Genomic DNA, 19,902 nt, shown 5'->3' with positions numbered 1-19,902 from the left:
GGCCGTCGAACCCGCTAGAATCGCCCCGATCCGGCTCCTCGGCGGAGGCGGACACCGACCGGATCGGAATGCGTCGCATCGAACCGAGCCGCCCCGAGGACCTGCTGCCGATGTCGACATCGACGGCCGAGCCGCTCCTGAAGACCCCCCTGTACGACTGGCACAAGGCCAACGGCGGTCGGCTCGTCGAGTTCGGCGGTTGGTCGATGCCGGTGCAGTACGCGTCGATCGTCGAGGAGCACGAGTCGGTCCGCAAGCGCGTCGGGCTCTTTGACATCGGCCACATGGGCCGCCTCCGCTTCGACGGCCCCGACGCCCTGGCCTGGATCCAGCGCGTCACCACCAACGACGCCGCGAAGCTCCCCCCCGGCCGCATCCAGTACAGCCTTGTCTGCAACGACCAGGGCGGCGTGATCGACGACGTGCTCGTCTACCACCTGACCGACGGCGACGGCTACGGCCTGGTCTGCAACGCCTCCAACCGCCTCCGGGTCGTCGAGCAGTTCGAGCGGCACCGCGGCGACCTCGACGCCTCCCTCGCCGACTCGACCCGGGACACGGCCATGATCGCCGTCCAGGGTCCCGCGGCCCTCTCCACGCTGCAGACCCTCTTCGACGGCCCCCCCCTGGCCGAGCAGAAGTACTACAGCCACACCTCCGGCCTGGTCCTCGGCACCGACGCCTCCGCCAGCCGCACCGGCTACACCGGCGAGGACGGCTTCGAGCTGATCGTTCACCGAGACGTGGCCGAGGCCGTCTGGCTCGCCCTGTTGGAGGCCGGCCACCCACGCGGCATCCGCCCCTGCGGGCTCGGCGCCCGGGACACGCTCCGGTTCGAGGCCGCCATGCCCCTGTACGGTCACGAGCTGCTCGAGTCGATCAACCCGTATGCCGCCGGCCTCGGCCTGTTCGTCAAGCTCGACAAGGGGGACTTCGTCGGCCGGGACGCCCTCCGGCGACTGAAGGACGATCCCGGAGGCTCCCGGGTCGGCCTCCGTCTCCAAGGCCGCCGCATCGCCCGACAGGGCTGCCCGGTGCTCCGGGACGGCCAGCCTATCGGCACAGTCACCTCCGGCACCTTCGCTCCCACGCTCCAGCAGTCCCTCGCGATGGCCCTGCTCTCCGGCGCCCCCCTTCCGGTCGGCACCGAGGTTTCCCTCGACATCCGAGGTCAGATCGAGCCCGCCGAGGTCGTTCCGCTCCCCTTCTACAAGCGGCCCCGACCGGCCTCCTGACCGGCCCCGACCGGCCCGATCGCCCGTCGAGCCGGCCCCTCGCTCCGGCCTCCGCCATCGATCCGACTCGTCCCGAGCCCTTCGCCGACTCCCCCAGGAGCCCGACACCCCATGGACCCCAAGGACCTGAAGTACACCCCGTCTCACGAATGGGTGAAGGTTGACGGCGACGTCGCCACGATCGGCATCTCCGCCTTCGCCGTCGAGCAGCTCACCGACCTGATCATGATCGACCTGGCCAAGGCCAAGCCCGGCACCACCCTCTCGGCCGGCGACCCCTTTGGCGAGGTTGAGAGCGTCAAGTCGGTCAACGACCTCTACGCCCCGATCTCCGGCGAGGTGATCGAGGTCAACCCCGCCGTCGAGGCCAACGTCGCCGCCATCGGCGAGGATCCCTTCGGCTCCGGCTGGATCCTCAAGCTCCGCCCCTCCAACGCCGAGGCCGAGCTGGCCCAGCTCCTCGACTACGACGCCTACCAGAAGAAGATCGCCGAGGACGCGCACTGATCAGCCGGCCGGCCGGATCGGGCCTCCGCCCTGTCCTTCCCTCTCGGAGGAGCCTCCCATCCTCACCCCCTTCGAGCGCAAGGTCCTGATCCGCTACCGATCCTTCCGCGATCGCCCCCCTCGGCTCGGAGCCATGCTCGCCCGGTTCCTGCCCCGGGCGGCGCTGGCCTCGGGGATCGCCGCGCTTGCCTCGGTCATCTCCCCGAGATTCGCGGCCGTCCTCGGCGGCTTCTTCGCCGGGATGCTGATCCAGGAGGCCGTCCTCACGGCCCGCACCGTCCGCGTCATCCCCCTCTTGCTCCGGGTCTTCGACTGGCACGAGGTCGACCGCCTGCTGAACGAGGCCGGGGGGAAGGCACCATGAGCGACGGGCCGCAGGCCGATCGCCCGACGGCCGGGGCCGGCGGGGAGGGGGGCCGGGGGGGATCCTCCGGAGGCTCCGGTTCTCGATGGCCGACGGCGCGATGCTCGTGCTGGCCGCCTCGGCCGCGTCGGCGCTGTTTGCCAAGCTCGTCGCGCTGATCGACGGCTCGACGATGTCCTCCTGGAAGCGATACACCTACGACATCCCCGCCCTGACCGTGCTGGGGGTGATGCTCACGGCCATCGCCCTGGGGGCGTACAAGCGGCACTCGACCGCCCAGGTCCTGTTCCAGGCGACGCTTGCCTGCCTCGCCCTGCTCGCAGCGCTGGCGATGGCCGAACTCGGCTGGAACCGGGCGCCGCGCTCCTGATTCCAGGCGAGCTGCGCCGGGCTGGTCGTGGCGCCGACGGTCGCCCGACGGCTGGCCAAGGCCGGCCTGCCCCGAGGCCCGAGGCGGTCCCTCTGGAAGGCCAGGCTGGAGGCGGTCGCCTTCTCGTGGCGGAACGTCATGCTCGTGCGGCTGGGGGCCCTCATCCCGTGGATCGTGACGATGATCCTCGGCGGGTTGTTCTGAGGCCGAGAGCGGCCTCGAAGACGCCTCGCGGGCGATCCCCCCGGGCCTTACAATAGTCCGCCGACGATCGATCCCATCGAGGCCCGCCCTTGCTTCGACCGCGCCGGCCTCGGCTCCCTCCGCCGCTCGCACACCGAACCCCCGGCTTTCCCGCGCCATGGCCTACATCCTCAACACGGACGACGACACGAGGGAGATGCTCCGGGCCATCGGCCTGGACTCGCTCGACCAGCTCTTCGACATGGTGCCGGCCGACTTCCGGCTCGACCGGCCGCTCGACGTGCCGCCGGCCCTGACGGAGATCGAGCTGACCCGGCACGTCGGCGCCCTGGCGGCCCGGAACGCGAGCGTCGAGGACCGCCCCTGCTTCCTCGGCGGCGGGGCCTACGACCACTTCATCCCGGCCGCCGTCGACCAGCTCGCCGCCCGGGGGGAGTTCTACACCGCCTACACCCCGTATCAGGCCGAGGCCAGCCAGGGCACCCTCCAGGCGATCTTCGAGTACCAGACGCTCATCGCCCAGCTCACCGGCATGGACGTCTCCAACGCCAGCCTCTACGACGGCGGCTCCGCCGTCGCCGAGGGGATCCTCATGGCGCTGGCTTCCGGCTCCCGGCACGGCCGGGTCGTCGCCAGCGGGGCGGTCCACCCCGAGTACCGCCAGGTCGCCGAGACGTTCCTCACCAACCTGGAACCCGAGCTGGTCACCGTCCCCTGCCGAAACGGCCGGACCTCGGTCGACGACCTGACCGCCGCGCTGACCGACGACACCGCCGCCGTCGTCCTGCAGCAGCCCAACGTCTTCGGCCAGTTGGAGGACATCGAGCCGCTGGTCGCCGCCGCCCAGGATCGCGGCGCGACGGTGATCGTCAGCGTCGACCCCATCGGGCTCGGCCTGCTGAAGCGCCCCGGCGACTTCGGCGCCGACATCGTGACCGCCGAGGGTCAGGCGCTCGGCAACCACCTCTGCTTCGGCGGCCCGTACCTCGGCATCCTCTGCTGCCGGGAGTCGTACCTCCGGAAGATTCCCGGCCGGCTCGTCGGCCAGACGACCGACCGCGAGGGCCGCCGCTGCTTCGTGCTCACCCTCCAGACCCGAGAGCAGCACATCCGACGCGAGAAGGCCACCTCCAACATCTGCACGAACCAGGGGCTGATGGCCCTCCGAGCCAGCATCTACCTCGCCCTGATGGGCCCGCTCGGCCTCCGGGACGTCGCCGAGCAGTCGGCCCGCAAGGCGCACTACGCCGCCGATCGGCTCGCCGAGGTCCCCGGCCTGTCCCTCGCCTTCGACGGCCCCTTCTTCAAGGAGTTCGTCGTCCGGGTCGCCGGAGGGAAGGACCCGGCCCGAGTGCTCGCCGAGGTCGGCCGCCTCGGCTTCCACGGCGGCATCGCGATCGGCCGCTGGTACCCCGAGCTGGCCGACTGCATCCTCATCGCCGTCACCGAGAAGCGCACCCGGGCCGAGATCGACGCCCTGGCCGACGCCTACCGAGCCGCCCTCTCCTCGTCCTGACCGCCCAGCCCAGCCCCGGCCCCGGCCCCGGCCGACCCGATCGATCACGAGGAACCCCCGACCATGAGGAGGAGCGAGGCCGCCCGAGAGCACCGCCGCAGCGTGTCGATCGTCGCCGCGCTGGCCGGCGCCATCCTCGTGCTGCTGGCCACCGTCGCCCCCTGGGTCGAGGAACAGTACGCCGCCCGGGGCATCGAGCCCACCGCCGCCGCCCTGCTCGTCTTCCGGGCCAGCCGCGTCGTCGTCCACCACCTGCCGATCGCCTGCCTGCTGGTCGTCGCCCTCATCGGCCTGCTCTGGACCTCCTACGGCCTGCTCCAGCGGGCCTCTCGGTGAGGGGAGGCCGATGAGGAGGAGCCGAACTCCGACGTCGGTGCGGGCGACCCTCTCCGGCCGGCTCGACCGAACCTCCTCGACCCGACGATCCGCCCCCTCCTCCTCGGCCTCCCATCCCCCTCATGCGCCAACATCCGTCCGTGTGATCTCCCGACAGCCATCCGCCCCGAGTGGTCCGCCATTCTCTCCCGATCGTCCCCCTCGGCCCCGCCCGCATCGACCCCCGAAACGGCGACTCCCATGCTCAAGAAGGACCAGCCCCCGCTGCTGTTTGAGACCTCCCGGCCCGGTCGACGGATCGCGGTGGCACCTCCGCTCGACGTGCCCGAGCGGCCGATCGACGACCTGATCCCCGCCCGGCACCGGGCCGACACCCCCCCGCCGCTGCCGGAGCTGGGCGAGCTGGACGTCGTGCGCCACTACACCAACCTCTCGTCCTTCAACATGGCGATCGACGCCAACTTCTACCCGCTCGGGTCGTGTACCATGAAGTACAACCCGAAGCGCAACGAGCGACTCGCCGCGCTTCCCGGTCTGGCCGGGCTGCACCCGTACCAGGACGAATCCTCGATCCAGGGCATGTTGCAATTACTGTCTGAGCTGCAGGAGCTTCTCGGCGAGATTGCCGGTCTGCCGGCTGTCAGCCTCCAGCCGGCGGCCGGGGCACAGGGGGAGCTGACCGCGCTGATGGTCGCCGCCGCCGCCTTCCGAGACCGGGGAGAGCGCCGCACCACCGTGCTGGTGCCCGACAGCGCCCACGGCACCAATCCCGCCTCCGCCCAGCTTGCCGGCTTCCAGGCCGTCACTGTCAAGAGCGACGCCCGGGGCCTGGTCGACCTGGACGACTTCCGGGCCAAACTGACCGACGAGGTCGGCGTGTTCATGATCACCAACCCGAACACCGTCGGCCTGTTCGACCCCCAGATCGGCACGATCGCCCGCTGGCTGCACGACCGAGGCGCCCTGCTCTACCTCGACGGCGCGAACATGAACGCCATCCTCGGCGTGGTCCGCCCCGGCGACATGGGCGTCGACCTGATGCACTACAACCCACACAAGACCTTCTCCGGCCCTCACGGCGGGGGAGGCCCCGGCGCCGGGCCGATCGCCGTCCGAGACGACCTCGCCCCGTACCTGCCCTCCCCGGTCGTCGGCCGCCGCGACGACGGCACCTTCTTCCTCGACCACGACCGCCCCAAGGCGATCGGCCGCGTCCGCGCCTTCTTTGGTAACGTCGGCGTGCTGGTGCGCGCGTATTGTTACATTCGCTCCCAGGGCCCCGAGGGGCTCAAGGCGGTCGCCCAGCACGCGGTGCTCAACGCCAACTACCTGCTGGCGCTCGTCAAGCACGCCTACCCCGTGCCGATGGGCGAGCGTTGCATGCACGAGTTCGTCGCCTCCGCCCGAGCCCTGGCCCGAGACCGAGGCGTCCGGGCCATGGACATCGGCAAGCGCCTGATCGACTACGGCTTCCACGCCCCCACGGTCTACTTCCCGCTGATCGTCTCCGAGGCGTTGATGATCGAGCCCACCGAGACCGAGAGCCGGGAGACGCTCGAAGCCTTCGCCCGGGCGCTGCTAGCCATCGCCGAGGAGGACCCCGACCTGCTCCACCGCGCCCCCCTCACCACCCCGATCAGCCGCCCCGACGAGGTCGCCGCCGCCAAGCGGCCGGTCCTGCGCTGGTCCCCCTCCCCCGTCGAGCCCTCCGCGACGAGCGATCGGGGCCCGCGAACCGTGCCATCTTTCTAAGCGCGTCGCCCCGGATGTCGGCCAAATTAGGCAAATCACAGCAGGATCCGGAGCGGAGGCGCGACGACCTCCCGAGCCAACGCAGCGATCGACCGGCCCCTCCCGTCCCACTCCCCCTGCCCGGAGCCTCTCCCCATGCGCTGCCGCCTCCTCCCCCACGAGGCCGGGGACGGCCCGACCCACATGGCGACCGACGACTGGATGCTCTCGCTCGTCTCGGCCGACCCGACCCGGGCGATGCTCCGCACCTACGAGTGGTCGATCCCCACCCTGAGTCTGGGCTACTTCCAGTCCCGAGCCGAGGCCGAGGCCGACCCCCGATGGCGGGGCGTCCCCCTCGTCCGGCGGGCCACCGGAGGCGGCGCCATCTGGCACGACCGCGAGCTGACCTATGCCGTCGTCGTCCCCGAGCGACACCCCCTGGCCCGTCGGGCCAAGGACCTGTACCGCGCCGTCCACGCCGCCATCGCGGCGCTGCTGCGTGAACGCGACATCCCGGCCCGCCGCCGGGGAGAGGCCGAGGCCCGATCCGGCCCCGACCGGCCGCTGCTCTGCTTCACCGACCGAGACGCCGAGGATCTCGTCGTCTTCGGCTCCAAGATCCTCGGCAGCGCCCAGCGCCGTCGGGCTGGTGCCCTGTTGCAACACGGCTCGTTGCTGCTGGCCACCTCCGAGCGCACCCCCGAATTGCCTGGGCTGGCCGCCCTCGCCCCCGAACTCGGATCGGCCCGCCCGGCCTGCTGGGCGTCCCCCGTCGGCGACCGCATCGCCTCGGCCCTGGGCCTGGAGGCGATCGAGCAGGAAACGACCCCGGAGGAACGCGACGAGGTTGGCCGGATCGCCGAGGCGATCTATCGCGCCCCAAGCTGGACCGATCGGCGCTGATCGGATCGGGCCCCTCGCCCCGGAATCTTGCAAACGCCCCGTCGTCTGGTAACTTCGTTATCCGACGGAACGACCGAGTCGGCGACCCGCCTCGTCCCGCCCCCCGGGGCGACGATTCCGCTCGCGAGCCCCTTGCCTTCGCCGTGACTAGGTTAAGATACCACAGGGCGGGCCTTCGTCACCAATGGGGCAGGCCTCCCCGCGCACGTCCTGCTCGACCGGCGGCCCTTCCAGCCGGGCTCGATCTTCGCCCTCAATCCGTCCGATCCTGTCTCTATCCCACGGCCCCCGTCCGGCACGGCCAACGCGCAAGCACAGGGACGACTTCGCCATGAAAGTCTCGCTGATCGTGGTTCAGGGCAAGCCCGAAGGCAAGGTCATCCCCCTGGCGGGCACGCACTTCAAGATCGGGCGCGGCGAGGGCTGCCACCTGCGGCCGAATAACGAGCAGGTTAGCCGCAACCACGCCGAGATCCGCGTGGGGGAGGATTCCGTCATCGTCCGGGACCTCAACAGCCGCAACGGCACGTTCGTCAACAACCAGCGGCTGGAGGCCAACACCGATCACGTCCTGAGGAACAAGGACCTGATCCAGATCGGCCCCCTCACCTTCGCCGTCTCCATCCAGGGCGCCCCTGTTCCCGCCCAGGCCGACCCCACCGACAAGGCCGAACGCGCCCTGGCCAAGGCCGCCTCCCTCGACGAGCTCAGCAACGACGAGATCGACTCCTGGCTCGTCACCGACCAGGACAGCCCCGCCCCCCCCGAACGCCCCTCCGGCGTCTACACCGGCGACACCATGACCTTCTCCTCCTTCAAGGAGGCCAGCAAGTCCGACCACACGATCCCCGCTGCCAAGGCCGCCTCGGAACCCCAGCCCGAGCCCGACGAGGAGCCGGAACCGGAATCCGAGCCCGAGCCGGTCGCCTCCGGTGACGAGGGAATCTACGACAAGCTCGACGATGACGGCGACGAGGAGATGCCCGAGGAGCTTATCGACGAGTCCAACCCCTTCTTCGCCGCCAAGAAGCAGGCCGAGGAGACGCCCTCCGCCCAGAAGAAGAAGGAGGAGCTCGACTCCAGCAAGGCGGCCGAGGACATCCTCCGCAAGATGATGGAGCGGCGCAAGGCCACCCGCTGATCCCGGCCGGCTCCGCCGTCTGGCCGGCTCCCCTCAACCGGGCCGACTCCCCTCGGCCCGGCCGGCTTCCCCCCTTCCCCGATCGGCCCCTCGGGGCCCTCACCCCGAGCCCCGAATGGACGCCGCCGATCCCGACGACGCCCCCGGCCCCGCCGCTCCCTCGGCCGCCGACCTCCCCGATCTCTCCCCCCTGATCGACCGGCTCGAGGCCGCCGTCGTCGGTCAGCGCCCGCTGCTGAGCCGCATGGTCATCGCCCTGCTGGCCGGCGGCCACGTCCTGATCGAAGGGGTCCCCGGCCTGGCCAAGACCCGGGCCGTCCGAGCCCTGGCCCGCGCCCTCGACCTCCCCTTCCGCCGCATCCAGTTCACCCCCGACCTGCTCCCCGCCGACCTCACCGGCACCCAGGTCTACCACCCCCAGACCGGCCGCTTCGACGTGAAGCAGGGTCCCATCGTCGCCAGCGTCCTCCTGGCCGACGAGATCAACCGCGCCCCGGCCAAGGTCCAGTCCGCGCTGCTGGAGGCCATGCAGGAGGGCCAGGTCACCATCGGAGACGAAACGATCCGCCTGCCCGACCCCTTCTTCGTCCTCGCGACGCAGAACCCGATCGAGCAGGAAGGGACCTACCCCTTGCCCGAGGCCCAGCTCGACCGCTTCCTGATGAAGCTGCTGGTCGGCTACCCCGACCGAGACGCCGAGCTCGCCATGCTCGACCTCCCCGGCGTCGCCGACGCCCACGCCCCCGAGGAGGACCGCGCTCCCCTGTTCGGCCCCGCCGAGGTCCGCGCCCTCCGGGCCCTCACCGGCTCGATCCGAGTCGCCCCCGCCCTGAAGGGCTACATCGTCGACCTGATCCGAGCCACCCGCGCCCCCCACGAGTACGGCCTGGATCTCGGCCCCCTCATCGAGCTGGGCGCCAGCCCCCGCGCCACCCTCGCCCTCGTCCGCTCCTCCCAGGGCCACGCCCTGCTCTCCGGCCGAGACTACGTCACCCCCTTCGACGTCAAGTCCGTCGCCCGAGACGTCCTCCGCCACCGCCTCCTCGTCTCCTACGAGGCCGACGCCGAGGGCCTCTGCCCCGATGACGTCCTCGGCCGCATCCTCGACCACATCCGAGTGCCCTGATCGGCCTCCGGCCCGGCATCCCCCACCCCCGGCGCGATGCGATCGCCCAGGGCCTGGCTGGACCAGCCGAGGCGGCCCGAGGCGCCGAGGACGTCGAGTCTCCCGAGTCCCCCCGAGTCGGGAACGCGAGGACCGCCGGGTACGGTCGTCTCCCCTGGCCCCTCCGCCGGGGGCGAGGGTACGATCGGGAGCCCGGGGCCGGGGATGTCGACCGGCCAGGCCGTCCCCGGTCCCGAAGCGGGGCGTTCCCTCCATGAGCACGATCCGAGCCGCCGTCGTGCAGGCCGCCCCGGTCGGGTTCGACCGCGAGCGTTCGATCGACCGCGTGCGCACGCTCGCCGTCGAGGCGGCCGCCAGCGGGGCGGGGCTGATCGTCTTCCCGGAGGCGTTCGTGCCGGCCTACCCGAGGGGCCTGGACTTCGGCGCCCGGGTCGGCTGGCGGACCCCAGCGGGGAGGGACTGGTTCCAGCGCTACTGGGACCAGGCCGTCGCCGTCCCCGGCCCGGCGGCGTCGGCGATCGGGGAGGCGGCCCGGGAGGCGTCGGCGCTCCTGGTCGTGGGGGTGATCGAGCGCGACGGCGGCACGCTGTATTGCTCCGTGCTGTTCTTCGGCCCGGACGGCGCCCTGCTGGGCAAGCACCGCAAGCTGATGCCCACCGCCGCCGAGCGGCTCGTCTGGGGCTTCGGCGACGGCTCGACCATGCCGGTGCTCGACACCCCGGCCGGTCGCCTCGGAGCGGCGATCTGCTGGGAGAACTACATGCCGCTGCTGCGCATGCATCTCTACGCGCAAGGCGTGCAGATCTACTGCGCTCCGACGGCCGACCACCGCGACGGCTGGACGGCGACCATGCGGCACGTCGCCCTGGAAGGGCGGTGCTTCGTCCTCTCGTGCAACCAGTTCACCCGGCGGTCGGACTACCCGGACGACTACCCGATCGAGGGGGACCTGAAGCCCGACGACGTGCTCTCCCGCGGCGGCTCCTGCATCGTCGACCCGCTCGGCCGCCTCCTGGCGGGGCCGGACTTCGAGGGGCCTTGCATCCTCGCGGCCGACCTGGACCTGGGCCTCATCCCCCGCGCCAAGTACGACTTCGACGTCGTCGGCCACTACGCCCGGCCGGACGTCTTCCGACTGCTGGTGGACACCAGGCCGAAACCGGTCGTCGAGGTGGCCGAGCTGGGAGCGTTCCGCGAGCCGGGAGCGGCGGGGGGGCAATCCGGGGACGACCTCCGCGCAAGGCCCCTCCCCGGCGAGGCGAACGATCGGGGATCGGACTGATCCCGCCCCGATCCCTCGTCGGCTCCTCGGCGGCACCCCGGCCTCTCCCTCCTCCCCGGCCGGCAGGGGCTCGACATCGCCGCCCGGTGCCATTATGGAAGAGGGGGCACCATGCGGGCGGAGGGTCGAGCGATGCGGAAGCTGCTGTCGGGCCTGCTGACGGCCGCCGTGCTGGGCGCGATGGCCTGGTCGGCGCGGGATCGCCCGGCAGCGGACCGAGACGACGGGCCGATCCCGGCCGAGTCGGGAGGCCCGCAGCCGCAAGCCGAGTTCCTCGCCACCGCTCCCGGGCGATTCGGGCCCGACCCGATCGACGGGGCCGAGGAGAGCGTCCGGAACCTGCTGGCCGACGCCCGGGAAGGGGACGTGGACGCCTACCTCGACGCCTTCGACGACGACCTCCGCGCCCGGCTGGAGCGCGAGGTGGCCGAGCTGGGCCCCGAGGCGTTCGCCCGGCAGCTCCGGGAAGCGGCCATCGCCCGCAAGAGCCACGCCGTCTTCGCCCCCGAGCCCGACGGCGAGGGCCGCGCCCGAGTCACCGTCGAGGCCGTCTACCCCGACCGCAACGAGCGGCAGACGTTCCGGCTCCGCTTCGAGTCCGGCCGCTGGCTCGTCGCCGAGGTGGAAACCGTCCGCGCCCGACAGCCGGAGGACCGCGTCGGCTCCCCCGCCTCGTTCCAGGCCCCCGAGGCCCCTCCGGTGATGGCCTCCCCCGAGGGCTGAACCGGCCCGGCCTCGCCCCGGCCCTCCCGATCGCCTTCAGGAGAACGCCCATGCGATTCGCGATCGCCGCCCTCGTCGTCTCCCCGATGCTGCTCGGCCCCGGGGCCGACCCCGGGCGAGCCCAGGGCGACCGGCTGGCCGAAGACGCGATGGCCGTCCGGATCCGTCTCGGCATCGGCGACCAGGAGGCGACCCCCTGGGACGGCCGCGTCCGGCTCGACCGCGGCCAGGTGCTGAAGGTCGACCCCTGGCGGTTCCGAGCCGGGATGCGGGTCGTCGACGGCTCGTCCTGGAACGCCTCCAGCCTCCGGATCCGAGAGGGGCAGCCTCCCCCCGCCGGTCAGGCCCGGCCCCAGACCGGCCCCGGCGGCGCCGGCGCCTCGATCGCGCCGACCGGCGTCGTCGTCGCGATCGACGCCCCCGACGACGCGACCCTGACCGTTCAGACCCCCCTCGGCGACGCCTCCTTCCCCCTGGCCGACCTGAAGACCGGCCGCCCCCTGCTCGGGCTGGGCGGGAAGGTCGAGGCCCGCCTGGCCGCCCCTCACACCACCGTGGCCGATGGAGCGTTCGAGGAGGACTTCCCCGCGGCCGTCTCCGACGGCCAGGGCGGAGCGTGGGTCGCCTTCGTCGAGCACGAGCCCGTCGGCTGGCCCATCTCCGAGGCCCTGACCGAACGCCCTCGAACCTTCTCCCGCTTCGAGCCCGACGGCGGCGGCGACCGCGTCCGCCTCCTCCACCTCTCCCAAGGCGCCGCCGGAGCGCCGATGGACGTGACCGACGGCGGCCGAGACGTCTGGCGGCCCTCGGTCGCCCGGGACGGCGACGGCCTCGTGGTCGTCGTCTGGTCCGAGCAGCGCGAGGGGAACTGGGACCTGTTCGAGCGCCGCTATGATCCCTCCTCGGGCTCCTGGACCGCCGAGCGCCGCCTGACCCGACGCCCCGGCAACCACGCCGACGCCGTGCTCGCCAGCGGCCCCGACGGCACCGTCTGGATGGCCTGGCAGACCTGGGTGGCCGGGCAGTCGGAGATCCTGCTCGCCCGGCTCGACGCCTTGGGAGAGGAGATCAACATCAGCGAGCACGCCGGCAACGACTGGTCCCCCAGCATCGCCGTCGGGCCGGACGGAACCGTCTTCGTCGCCTACGACACATACCGATCGGGAAATTACGACGTGATGCTCGGCTCCTACCTCGGGCCGGGCCGTCCGATCGAAACGATCCCCGTGGCCTCCTCCTCCCGGTTCGAGGCAAGACCGAGCGTGGCCGTCGACCCGAGGGGCCGCGTCTGGGTCGCCTTCGAGGAACGCGACGACCACTGGGGCAAGGACGCCGAGAACCTGATCGAGGGAGAGGGAGCCACGCTCTATCGCAACAGCGCCATCCGCGTTCGCTGCGTCGAGGGGGGCACCGTGCAGGAGGTGGCCGACCCGGCGGCCGCCGCCCCGGACGACGAGCGGCGGCTCAACAGCTACGCCCGGCTCGCCGTCGAGCCCTCGGGCCGCCTCTGGCTGCTCTACCGGCACAGGCAGGAGGCGGTCTGGGGCCGCAACGCGGCGATGGTCGTCGGCGGCGTCTGGATCAGCCTCGCCACCTTCCTGGAGGGCGACTCCTGGGCCCCCCCGAGATTCCTCCCGAGAAGCGACGGCCTGCTCGACAACCGGCCGGCGATCGTCACCCGATCCGAGGGGCCTCCCCTGGTCGTGTACAACACCGACAACCGGATGCACCGCGAAGTCGAGTTCACCCCGGACCTGCGCCGCCGCTTCTACTCGCACTCCGGCACGCCTCCCGGAGCCTATGGCAACGACCTCTTCGCCGCCGTGCTCGGCCCCGTGGGGGACGGCCCCGTCAACCCCCGCCCCCGGGGAGTCGCCCCGCCCGGCCCCACCGCGCCGCCGGTCCACCCGAACGAGATCGAGGCGATCGCCCGGATGCGATCGTACCGCATCGCCGCCGGAGGAAAGACGTACCGGTTGCTCCGGGGAGAGTTCCACCGCCACACCGAGCTCTCCCAGGACGGCGGCTCCGACGGCTCACTGGAAGACATGTGGCGCTACGCCATCGACGCCGGCGGCCTCGACTGGATCGGCAACGGCGACCACGACAACGGCGGCGGCAAGGAATACACCTGGTGGCTGGTGCAGAAGACCACCGACCTGTACCACAACCCTCCCACGTTCGTTCCCATGTTCACCTACGAACGCAGCGTCAGCTATCCCGGCGGCCACCGCAACGTCATGTTCGACCGCCGAGGAGTGCGCACGCTCCCCCGGCTGGTGGACGATCGCGGCGTGCGGACCGACGTCAACGGCCGCGACCTCGACGCCGCGATGCTCTACGACTACCTGAACGAGCTGGGGGGCATCTGCGCCGTCCACACCAGCGCCACCGGCATGGGGACCGACTGGCGGCAGAACGACCCGAAGGCCGAGCCGTTCGTCGAGATCTTTCAGGGGCACCGGCAATCGTATGAGCACCTGGGAGCGCCGAAGTCGGCCCGGAGGCCGGCCGAGGCCATCGGCGGCTGGCGGCCCCTGGGCATGGTCTGGAACGCCCTGGCCATGCAATACCGCCTGGGCTTCCAGGCGTCGAGCGACCACATCTCCACGCACATCAGCTACGCCGTCGCCCTGGCCGAGCAGCCCACCCGCTCCTCCATCCTCGACGCCTTCCGCCGCCGGCACTGCTACGGCGCCACCGACAACATCCTGCTCGACGTCCGCTGCGGCGACCACCTCATGGGAGACGAGTTCGACGCCGACGGCCCCGTCACCCTCGACGTCTTCGCCAAGGGAACGGCCCCGATCGCCCGAGTGGACATCATCAAGGATTTCGTCTACGCCTATTCCTCCGAGCCCGGCACCGACGAGGTCCGCTTCTCCTGGACCGACGAGGAAGACCGCCCCGCCGGAACCAGCTGGTACTACGTCCGCATCCTCCAGGAGGACGGCGAGATCGCCTGGGGAAGCCCCATGTGGATCACCACCCAGCCCCCGAGGGACGCCGAACGATGAACACCGCCGCGGCGCTATTGATCTGCCTCGCCACCTTTCAGCCGGACGTCCCCCCTGGGGAAGCCATCCCCGAAAGCAAGCCGTTCGCCGTCGAGGTCGTCGATGCCGAGACCGGCCGAGGCGTGCCGCTGGTCGAGCTGCGGACGGTCCACAACCTGCGCTTCACGACCGACAGCGCCGGCGTGGCGGCCATCGCCGCGCCGGAACTCATGGGCACCGAAACGTATTTCCACATCTCGAGCCACGGCTACGAGTACCCCGCCGACGGCTTCGGTTACCGGGGCAAACGCCTCAAGGTCGAGCCCGGCGGCACCGCCCGGCTGGAGCTGCCTCGGGTCAACATCGCCGAACGGCTCTACCGCGTCACCGGCGCCGGGATCTATGCCGACAGCGTCCGCCTCGGCCGGCCGACGCCGATCGTCGAGCCGCTCTTAAACGGCCTGGTCGTCGGGCAGGATAGCGTCTTCACCGTGCCCTACCGGGGCAAGCTCTGGTGGTTCTGGGGAGACACGAGCCGGCCCTCCTATCCGCTGGGCAACTTCCACATGTCGGCGGCCACCTCGGAACTCCCCTCGGCGGGGGGGCTCGACCCGAGCGTCGGGATCAACCTCGATTATTTTGTCGATGACAACGGGTTCTCCCGCCCCATGGCCGAGATGCCCGGCCCCGGGCCGACCTGGCTCTCGGGCTTCGTCGTTCTGGCCGACGCCTCCGGCCGCGATCGCCTCTATGCCGGCTACGCCAAGATCCGCCCCCCCCTGGACACCTACGAGCGCGGGCTCTGCGTTTATAACGACGAGGCCGGGCGGTTCGATCGCGTGGCCGTCTTCCCCGGCATCGACACGCTGCACCCCGACGGCCACGCGACCCGATCGCTCGACGCGAACGGCGAATGGATCACCTTCGCCTCACCCTACCCGATCGTCCGCGTCGCCGCCGACTCGGAGGCACTGGCGGATCCGACGCGATACGAAGCGTTCACGTGCCTGGAGGTCGATCCCTCCTCCGGCGATCCCCGAGTCGAACGCGACGACCAGGGCCTCCCCGTCTACCGCTGGCGGGCCGGAGCGGCGAAGCTCGGACCGAAGGAGCAGGCCGACCTCATCCAGGCCGGAACGCTCGCCGAGGGGGAGGGCCTGCTCAACCTCCGAGACATCGAAACCGGAGCCCCCATCCTCGCCCACGCGGGCACCGTGCACTGGAACGAGCACCGCCGCCGCTGGGTGATGATCACCGTGCAGGCGCTCGGCAGCCCCTCGTTCCTCGGCGAGGTCTGGTACGCCGAGGCCGACTCGCCGCTCGGCCCCTGGGCCTTCGCCCGCAAGGTCGTCACGCACAACGACTACAGCTTCTACAACCCGATGCACCACCCCGAGTTCGACGCCGACGGCGGCCGACGGATCTTCTTCGAAGGCACCTACGCGAATACCTTTTCCGGCACAACGACACCCACACCCCGGTACGACTACAATCAAATCATGTACCGGCTCGACTTGGACGATCCCCGCCTGAACCTCCCGGTTGCGATCTACCGCATCCCCGACCACCAGGGCAACGATCGCCTTCGCCCCGTCACCGGCCTCAACATGGAGCCCCGGCCCGCCGAGGGGACCGTCGCCTTCTTCGCGCTCGATCGCCCGGCGGAAGGAACCGTGCCCATCGTCGAGGTGCTCGGCCCTTCTGGGGTTGAGCTCCAGGCCGGGTCCTCCCCCGAGGGCGACCGCCACTCCCCCACGATCTTCCACGCCCTGCCCGCCGACTCGGACGATCCTCCCCCCGGCACCGCCCCCCTGTTTTCCTTCCGGGACGAGAACGGCCGCCGAGTCTTCGCCGCCTCCTCCTCCGAGCAACCTCTCCGGGACGGCTGGGAGCGCCTCGGCGGCCCGATCTGCCTCGTCTGGACCCGACCCGGCCCGGAGCGGCAGCCGCTCTTCCCGTGAGCCGGACCAGTGCGATCCGGGTCGCGATCGTCCGGGGTGATCGGGGGCAAGTCGCTCCCGGATCGGAAGGCATCCGGGGCTGACGGCGACTCGAACCCCGGCCGCTCCGAGCCGGACGTCCGCATCGCGGCTCGGAACGTCCGATGTGGGGCCGCCGTCCTCGGCCGCCCCGCATCGGAGATCGGATCACGATCGCGGTCCAGACCGCTCAGCGCGTCCCTCCGCCCTGCCGACGGAACGCCTCGGGCAGCAGCCCGAGCACGGCATCGACCACTCGATCCTCGACTCCGTGAGCGAAGCGGGTCGGCTGGCCGTAGTAGATCATTGAGGAGTCCACCTCGTAGCCTCCTTCGCCGAGCAGGCGGTCGGAGGCGATGTAGCACGGGGCATCATTGCTATAGGCGTTGATCCAGAGCCGATCGGCGTCGGCCTCGCGGCGCAGATGGATGGCGTAATCGACCACCACCTCTCCGGCCAGGAAGACCATCGCCAGGTCGTCACCGAAGGCCCAGACCTGCACCGGGTAGTCCTTGAGCGCCGTCGGGATCTCCTCTCCTCGGTCGAGCCGGGCGAGCATGGCCCGGGCCCGTCGGCCTTCCTGGTTGGCCAGGCCGGCCTTCGCCTTCCAGTCTCCCCGGGAGGGCAGCTCGGCGAAGGGGAGGTCGACGCGGGTCAGCCGGGCTTGCGTCAGGGGACCGATCGGCGTCATCGGGCCCTCCAGCACCTTCGAGACGGCGTGCGCGAGGGCGAGCCCGTGGTCCTTCGCCTGGGAGAGCTGTCCGCGAGGCTCGGGGTTGGCGTCGGCGCCGCAGCCAATCGCGATGAGCGAGACGGCGCCGGGGTGGTCGCGTTCGATCCGCTCCTGGGCGTAGCCAGCCCAGTCGCCGCAGATCTGGTTGAAGTCGCCGCCGAGGGTGGTGCAGTGGCAGGCGTAGGAGGCGAGGATGGCCCGGGTCGAGCCGTCGGGGTCGGTCGCCGACAGGACGGGGAGCGAGTGGTCAACCGGCCCGTCGGGGTTGACGCCGAAGCCGGTCCAAACGCCGTCCTTGAGCACTCGGCGATTGGCCGCGAAGCCGGCCGAGCCTACTCCCCAGGCCAGTCGGGCGGGGCGGCGGTCGGCCAGGGCGGCCCGGGCGGCGTCGGCGAGGAGATCGGCCAGGGCGTCGGTGTAGCGGTCGATCCGGGATTGCTGCTCGGGGGTCGGCTCCTCGGCGAAGATGAACGGGGCGACTCCGGCGAGCATCGGAGCCGAGTGCGTGTGCGAGGCGCAGATGGCCAGGCGATCTCGGGGGAGGCCGACGGCCTCGGCGACCCGGGCCCCCATCGCGTCGGGGATGCCCAGGTTGTCAACGGTGATCAGCACGGCCGGGCCGTCCCCCTCGTCGCCGCCGACGGCGAGGGCCTTGGCCCAGAGCGGCTGGACCACGCCGTCCGACTCGGTCTGGCGGTTGCCGTAGCCGGTCAGCCGGATCGGCCCGTCCGGGGTCACGTCGACCCGGGCCACGCCGACGGGCACCTCAGCAGCGGCCGTCGCCGAAGGGGCGGCGGCCAGAGCGAGCAGGGTCAGGACGATCGAGGGGGAGCACATGGGCGAGATCCTTGGGGGCGGTCGGGGCGCGCTGGGATCGGTCGGCACCCCGTCGGCCTGCACGATACCCGGAGTGACCTATGGTGTTCCATCGGGTAGAGACGCCAAGGGGGCATCCGACCGCCGCCCTGGCCGGCTGTCCGGCCGGGAAGACGCCCCCCGTCCCGAGTCTGGAGTCGAATCGAAGGAGGTTCGTATGCCCAGGTTTCCCCAATTGATCGCTCTCGTCGCCGCGATCGCCCCGATCGGCCCGGCCTCCTCCTCGGCCAGCGACGACGAGGGGGCCGCGGTGACGTTCGCCGAGCACGTCGCGCCGATCATTTTCACCCACTGCGCCGAATGCCACCGGCCAGGAGAGGCGGCGCCGTTCCCGCTGCTGTCGTTTGAGGACGTGCGCAAGCGAGGCGCGATGATCGCCGATGTGACCGCCGACCGCTTCATGCCGCCCTGGCACCCCGACCCCTCGTACCTTCCCTTGCGCGACGAGCGCCGGCTGACCGACGAGGAGATCGACACCCTCGCCCGATGGGTCGAGCAGGGGATGCCCGAAGGGGACCCGTCGAAGACGCCCAAGGTGCCCGAGTTCCCGGACGGCTGGACCCTGGGCCCTCCCGACCTGATCGTGACGATGGACGAGGCGTTCGAGGTGCCGGCCTCCGGACCGGACGTGTATCGGTGCTTCGTCTTCAAGCTCAACCTGCCGGAGGACCGGTGGGTCAAGGCGGTCGAGCTGCGCCCGTCGTCTCGGGATGTGGTCCACCACGCCCTCTTCTTCGCGGCCGACAGCGCGGCCGTGCGGGCGAAGGACGGCGAGGAGGGCCAGCCGGGCTTCCGCCGCATGCCGTTCCTGGAGCTGCGCGGCGGCCTGGGCGGCTGGGTGCTCGGCACTCGACCGCAATTGCTGCCCGACGACCTGGCCATGCACCTCCCGGCCGGGACCGACCTGCTGATGCAGACGCATTTCCACCCCTCGGGCAAGGTGCGCATGGAGAAGGCGACCATCGGCCTGTACCTGGCCGACGAACCCCCCTCCAGGAGGCTCCGAGGCTTCCAGGTGCCGCCGGCCTTCGGGAGGTTCGCCCTGGGGACGATCAAGGCGGGAGACCCGGCGCACACGGTGCGGGCCTCTCGGACGATCGACCGGGACATCGACCTCATCAGCATCGGCGGCCATGCCCACTACCTCTGCACCTCCATGGACGCGGTCGCCACGCTGCCCGATGGCTCGTCGAAAAACCTGTTCCGGATCCCCAACTGGGACTTCAACTGGCAGGGGCGCTACCTGTTCGAGCGGCCCGTCCGCCTGCCGGCCGGGTCGAGGATCGACGTGACGCTCGTCTACGACAACTCGTTGGAGAACCCGAACAACCCGAGCTTCCCCCCCATCGACGTGACCTTCGGCGAGCAGTCAACCGACGAGATGGGGTCGGTCATCTTCGGCTACGTGCTGGCCGACGAGCAAGGGGGAGACCTGCGGGGGCCCGGCGGCGTCCTGTCACTTCAGGACGACGATCGCGACCGGCTCCGCAACCTGTTCCGCCGGGCCAACCGGCCGGGAGGGTTGGAGGAGATCGGCGAACAGCTCTCCCGGCTCGACCAAGACGGCGACGGCCGGATCACCCGAGACGAGGCCCCGGCTCGGCTCTCCCCGGTGTTCGACCGGCTCGACCTGAACGGCGACGGCGCCGTCGATCGCCCAGAGCAAGACGCGATGCTCGACCGGCTCCGCCTCCTGATTCACGGAGAGCTCGGCGAAGTCGGTGAGGAAACCGAGGATGCGGCCCGCGCGGCCCGCCCCGAAGCCCGGGGGAGAAGGCTTCTGGATCGCTTCCGGAGCCGACGCTCCCCCGATCGGCCCGGCCAGGGGGCCGGAGCGGGCGACCCCGGCGGCGATCCGAGCTGAGCTGAACCGATCG

Annotated in this window: 17 protein-coding genes; 16 read left to right on the top strand and 1 reads right to left on the bottom strand. The window is 71.4% G+C overall.

Annotated features, from left to right (window positions below; translation table 11 throughout):
* Positions 1–110 precede the first annotated feature (110 nt).
* From gcvT to TsocGM_RS03535, 15 genes are all read left to right on the top strand, one after another.
* Positions 111–1,235 (top strand): glycine cleavage system aminomethyltransferase GcvT, encoded by a 1,125-nt coding sequence (gene gcvT / locus TsocGM_RS03600; protein WP_126723947.1) that lies wholly within the window; start codon positions 111–113, stop codon positions 1,233–1,235.
* 111 nt (positions 1,236–1,346) lie between these two features.
* A complete protein-coding gene (gene gcvH, locus TsocGM_RS03595; protein WP_126723946.1) occupies positions 1,347–1,742 on the top strand; it encodes a glycine cleavage system protein GcvH in 396 nt (131 codons plus the stop codon).
* 133 nt (positions 1,743–1,875) lie between these two features.
* Positions 1,876–2,106, top strand: coding sequence for a hypothetical protein (locus tag TsocGM_RS03590; protein ID WP_126723945.1), 231 nt, complete (start codon positions 1,876–1,878; stop codon positions 2,104–2,106).
* A gap of 85 nt (positions 2,107–2,191) precedes the next feature.
* Entirely contained in the window at positions 2,192–2,476 is a 285-nt protein-coding gene (locus TsocGM_RS03585; RefSeq protein ID WP_126723944.1) for a hypothetical protein, read from the top strand.
* A gap of 27 nt (positions 2,477–2,503) precedes the next feature.
* On the top strand, positions 2,504–2,680 hold the full coding sequence (locus TsocGM_RS25750) for a hypothetical protein (protein ID WP_158633361.1): 177 nt from the start codon (positions 2,504–2,506) through the stop codon (positions 2,678–2,680).
* 157 nt (positions 2,681–2,837) lie between these two features.
* Positions 2,838–4,196 carry an aminomethyl-transferring glycine dehydrogenase subunit GcvPA gene (gene gcvPA / locus TsocGM_RS03580; RefSeq protein WP_126723943.1) on the top strand — a complete coding sequence of 453 codons (1,359 nt, stop codon included), beginning with the start codon at positions 2,838–2,840 and terminating at the stop codon, positions 4,194–4,196.
* Between the two features lie 63 nt (positions 4,197–4,259).
* The gene (locus TsocGM_RS03575; protein ID WP_126723942.1) at positions 4,260–4,532 is read left to right on the top strand and encodes a hypothetical protein; all 273 of its coding nucleotides are present in this window, start codon (positions 4,260–4,262) and stop codon (positions 4,530–4,532) included.
* A gap of 240 nt (positions 4,533–4,772) precedes the next feature.
* On the top strand, positions 4,773–6,284 hold the full coding sequence (gene gcvPB / locus TsocGM_RS03570; protein WP_126723941.1) for an aminomethyl-transferring glycine dehydrogenase subunit GcvPB: 1,512 nt from the start codon (positions 4,773–4,775) through the stop codon (positions 6,282–6,284).
* A 135-nt stretch (positions 6,285–6,419) separates the two neighbouring features.
* Positions 6,420–7,169 carry a lipoate--protein ligase family protein gene (locus TsocGM_RS03565; RefSeq protein ID WP_233578235.1) on the top strand — a complete coding sequence of 250 codons (750 nt, stop codon included), beginning with the start codon at positions 6,420–6,422 and terminating at the stop codon, positions 7,167–7,169.
* A 331-nt stretch (positions 7,170–7,500) separates the two neighbouring features.
* Positions 7,501–8,310: an FHA domain-containing protein gene (locus TsocGM_RS03560; RefSeq protein WP_158633360.1), complete on the top strand. Its 810-nt coding sequence runs from the start codon at positions 7,501–7,503 to the stop codon at positions 8,308–8,310.
* Positions 8,311–8,425: 115 nt separating this feature from the next.
* Entirely contained in the window at positions 8,426–9,436 is a 1,011-nt protein-coding gene (locus TsocGM_RS03555; protein WP_126723939.1) for an AAA family ATPase, read from the top strand.
* A 253-nt stretch (positions 9,437–9,689) separates the two neighbouring features.
* Positions 9,690–10,718: a carbon-nitrogen hydrolase family protein gene (locus tag TsocGM_RS03550; RefSeq protein ID WP_126723938.1), complete on the top strand. Its 1,029-nt coding sequence runs from the start codon at positions 9,690–9,692 to the stop codon at positions 10,716–10,718.
* Between the two features lie 132 nt (positions 10,719–10,850).
* Positions 10,851–11,441, top strand: coding sequence for a hypothetical protein (locus tag TsocGM_RS03545; RefSeq protein ID WP_126723937.1), 591 nt, complete (start codon positions 10,851–10,853; stop codon positions 11,439–11,441).
* Positions 11,442–11,491: 50 nt separating this feature from the next.
* A complete protein-coding gene (locus TsocGM_RS03540) occupies positions 11,492–14,458 on the top strand; it encodes a hypothetical protein (RefSeq protein WP_126723936.1) in 2,967 nt (988 codons plus the stop codon).
* Entirely contained in the window at positions 14,455–16,398 is a 1,944-nt protein-coding gene (locus TsocGM_RS03535) for a hypothetical protein (protein WP_126723935.1), read from the top strand. The genes TsocGM_RS03540 and TsocGM_RS03535 overlap by 4 nt, the downstream gene beginning before the upstream one ends.
* Positions 16,399–16,606: 208 nt before the next feature.
* On the opposite strand, the gene TsocGM_RS03530 is transcribed toward TsocGM_RS03535, so the two are convergent.
* Positions 16,607–17,986: a neutral/alkaline non-lysosomal ceramidase N-terminal domain-containing protein gene (locus tag TsocGM_RS03530; protein WP_126723934.1), complete on the bottom strand. Its 1,380-nt coding sequence runs from the start codon at positions 17,984–17,986 to the stop codon at positions 16,607–16,609.
* A gap of 196 nt (positions 17,987–18,182) precedes the next feature.
* Between TsocGM_RS03530 and TsocGM_RS03525 the strand changes: the two genes are divergently transcribed.
* Complete coding sequence (locus TsocGM_RS03525) at positions 18,183–19,889, top strand: hypothetical protein (protein WP_158633359.1); 1,707 nt, start codon at positions 18,183–18,185, stop codon at positions 19,887–19,889.
* Positions 19,890–19,902 lie beyond the last annotated feature (13 nt).

It is taken from the genome of Tautonia sociabilis, from assembly GCF_003977685.1.
GTDB lineage: Bacteria > Planctomycetota > Planctomycetia > Isosphaerales > Isosphaeraceae > Tautonia > Tautonia sociabilis.
The sequence above is the reverse complement of the archived record's forward strand: the minus strand, read 5'-3'. Positions and strand labels throughout refer to the sequence as shown.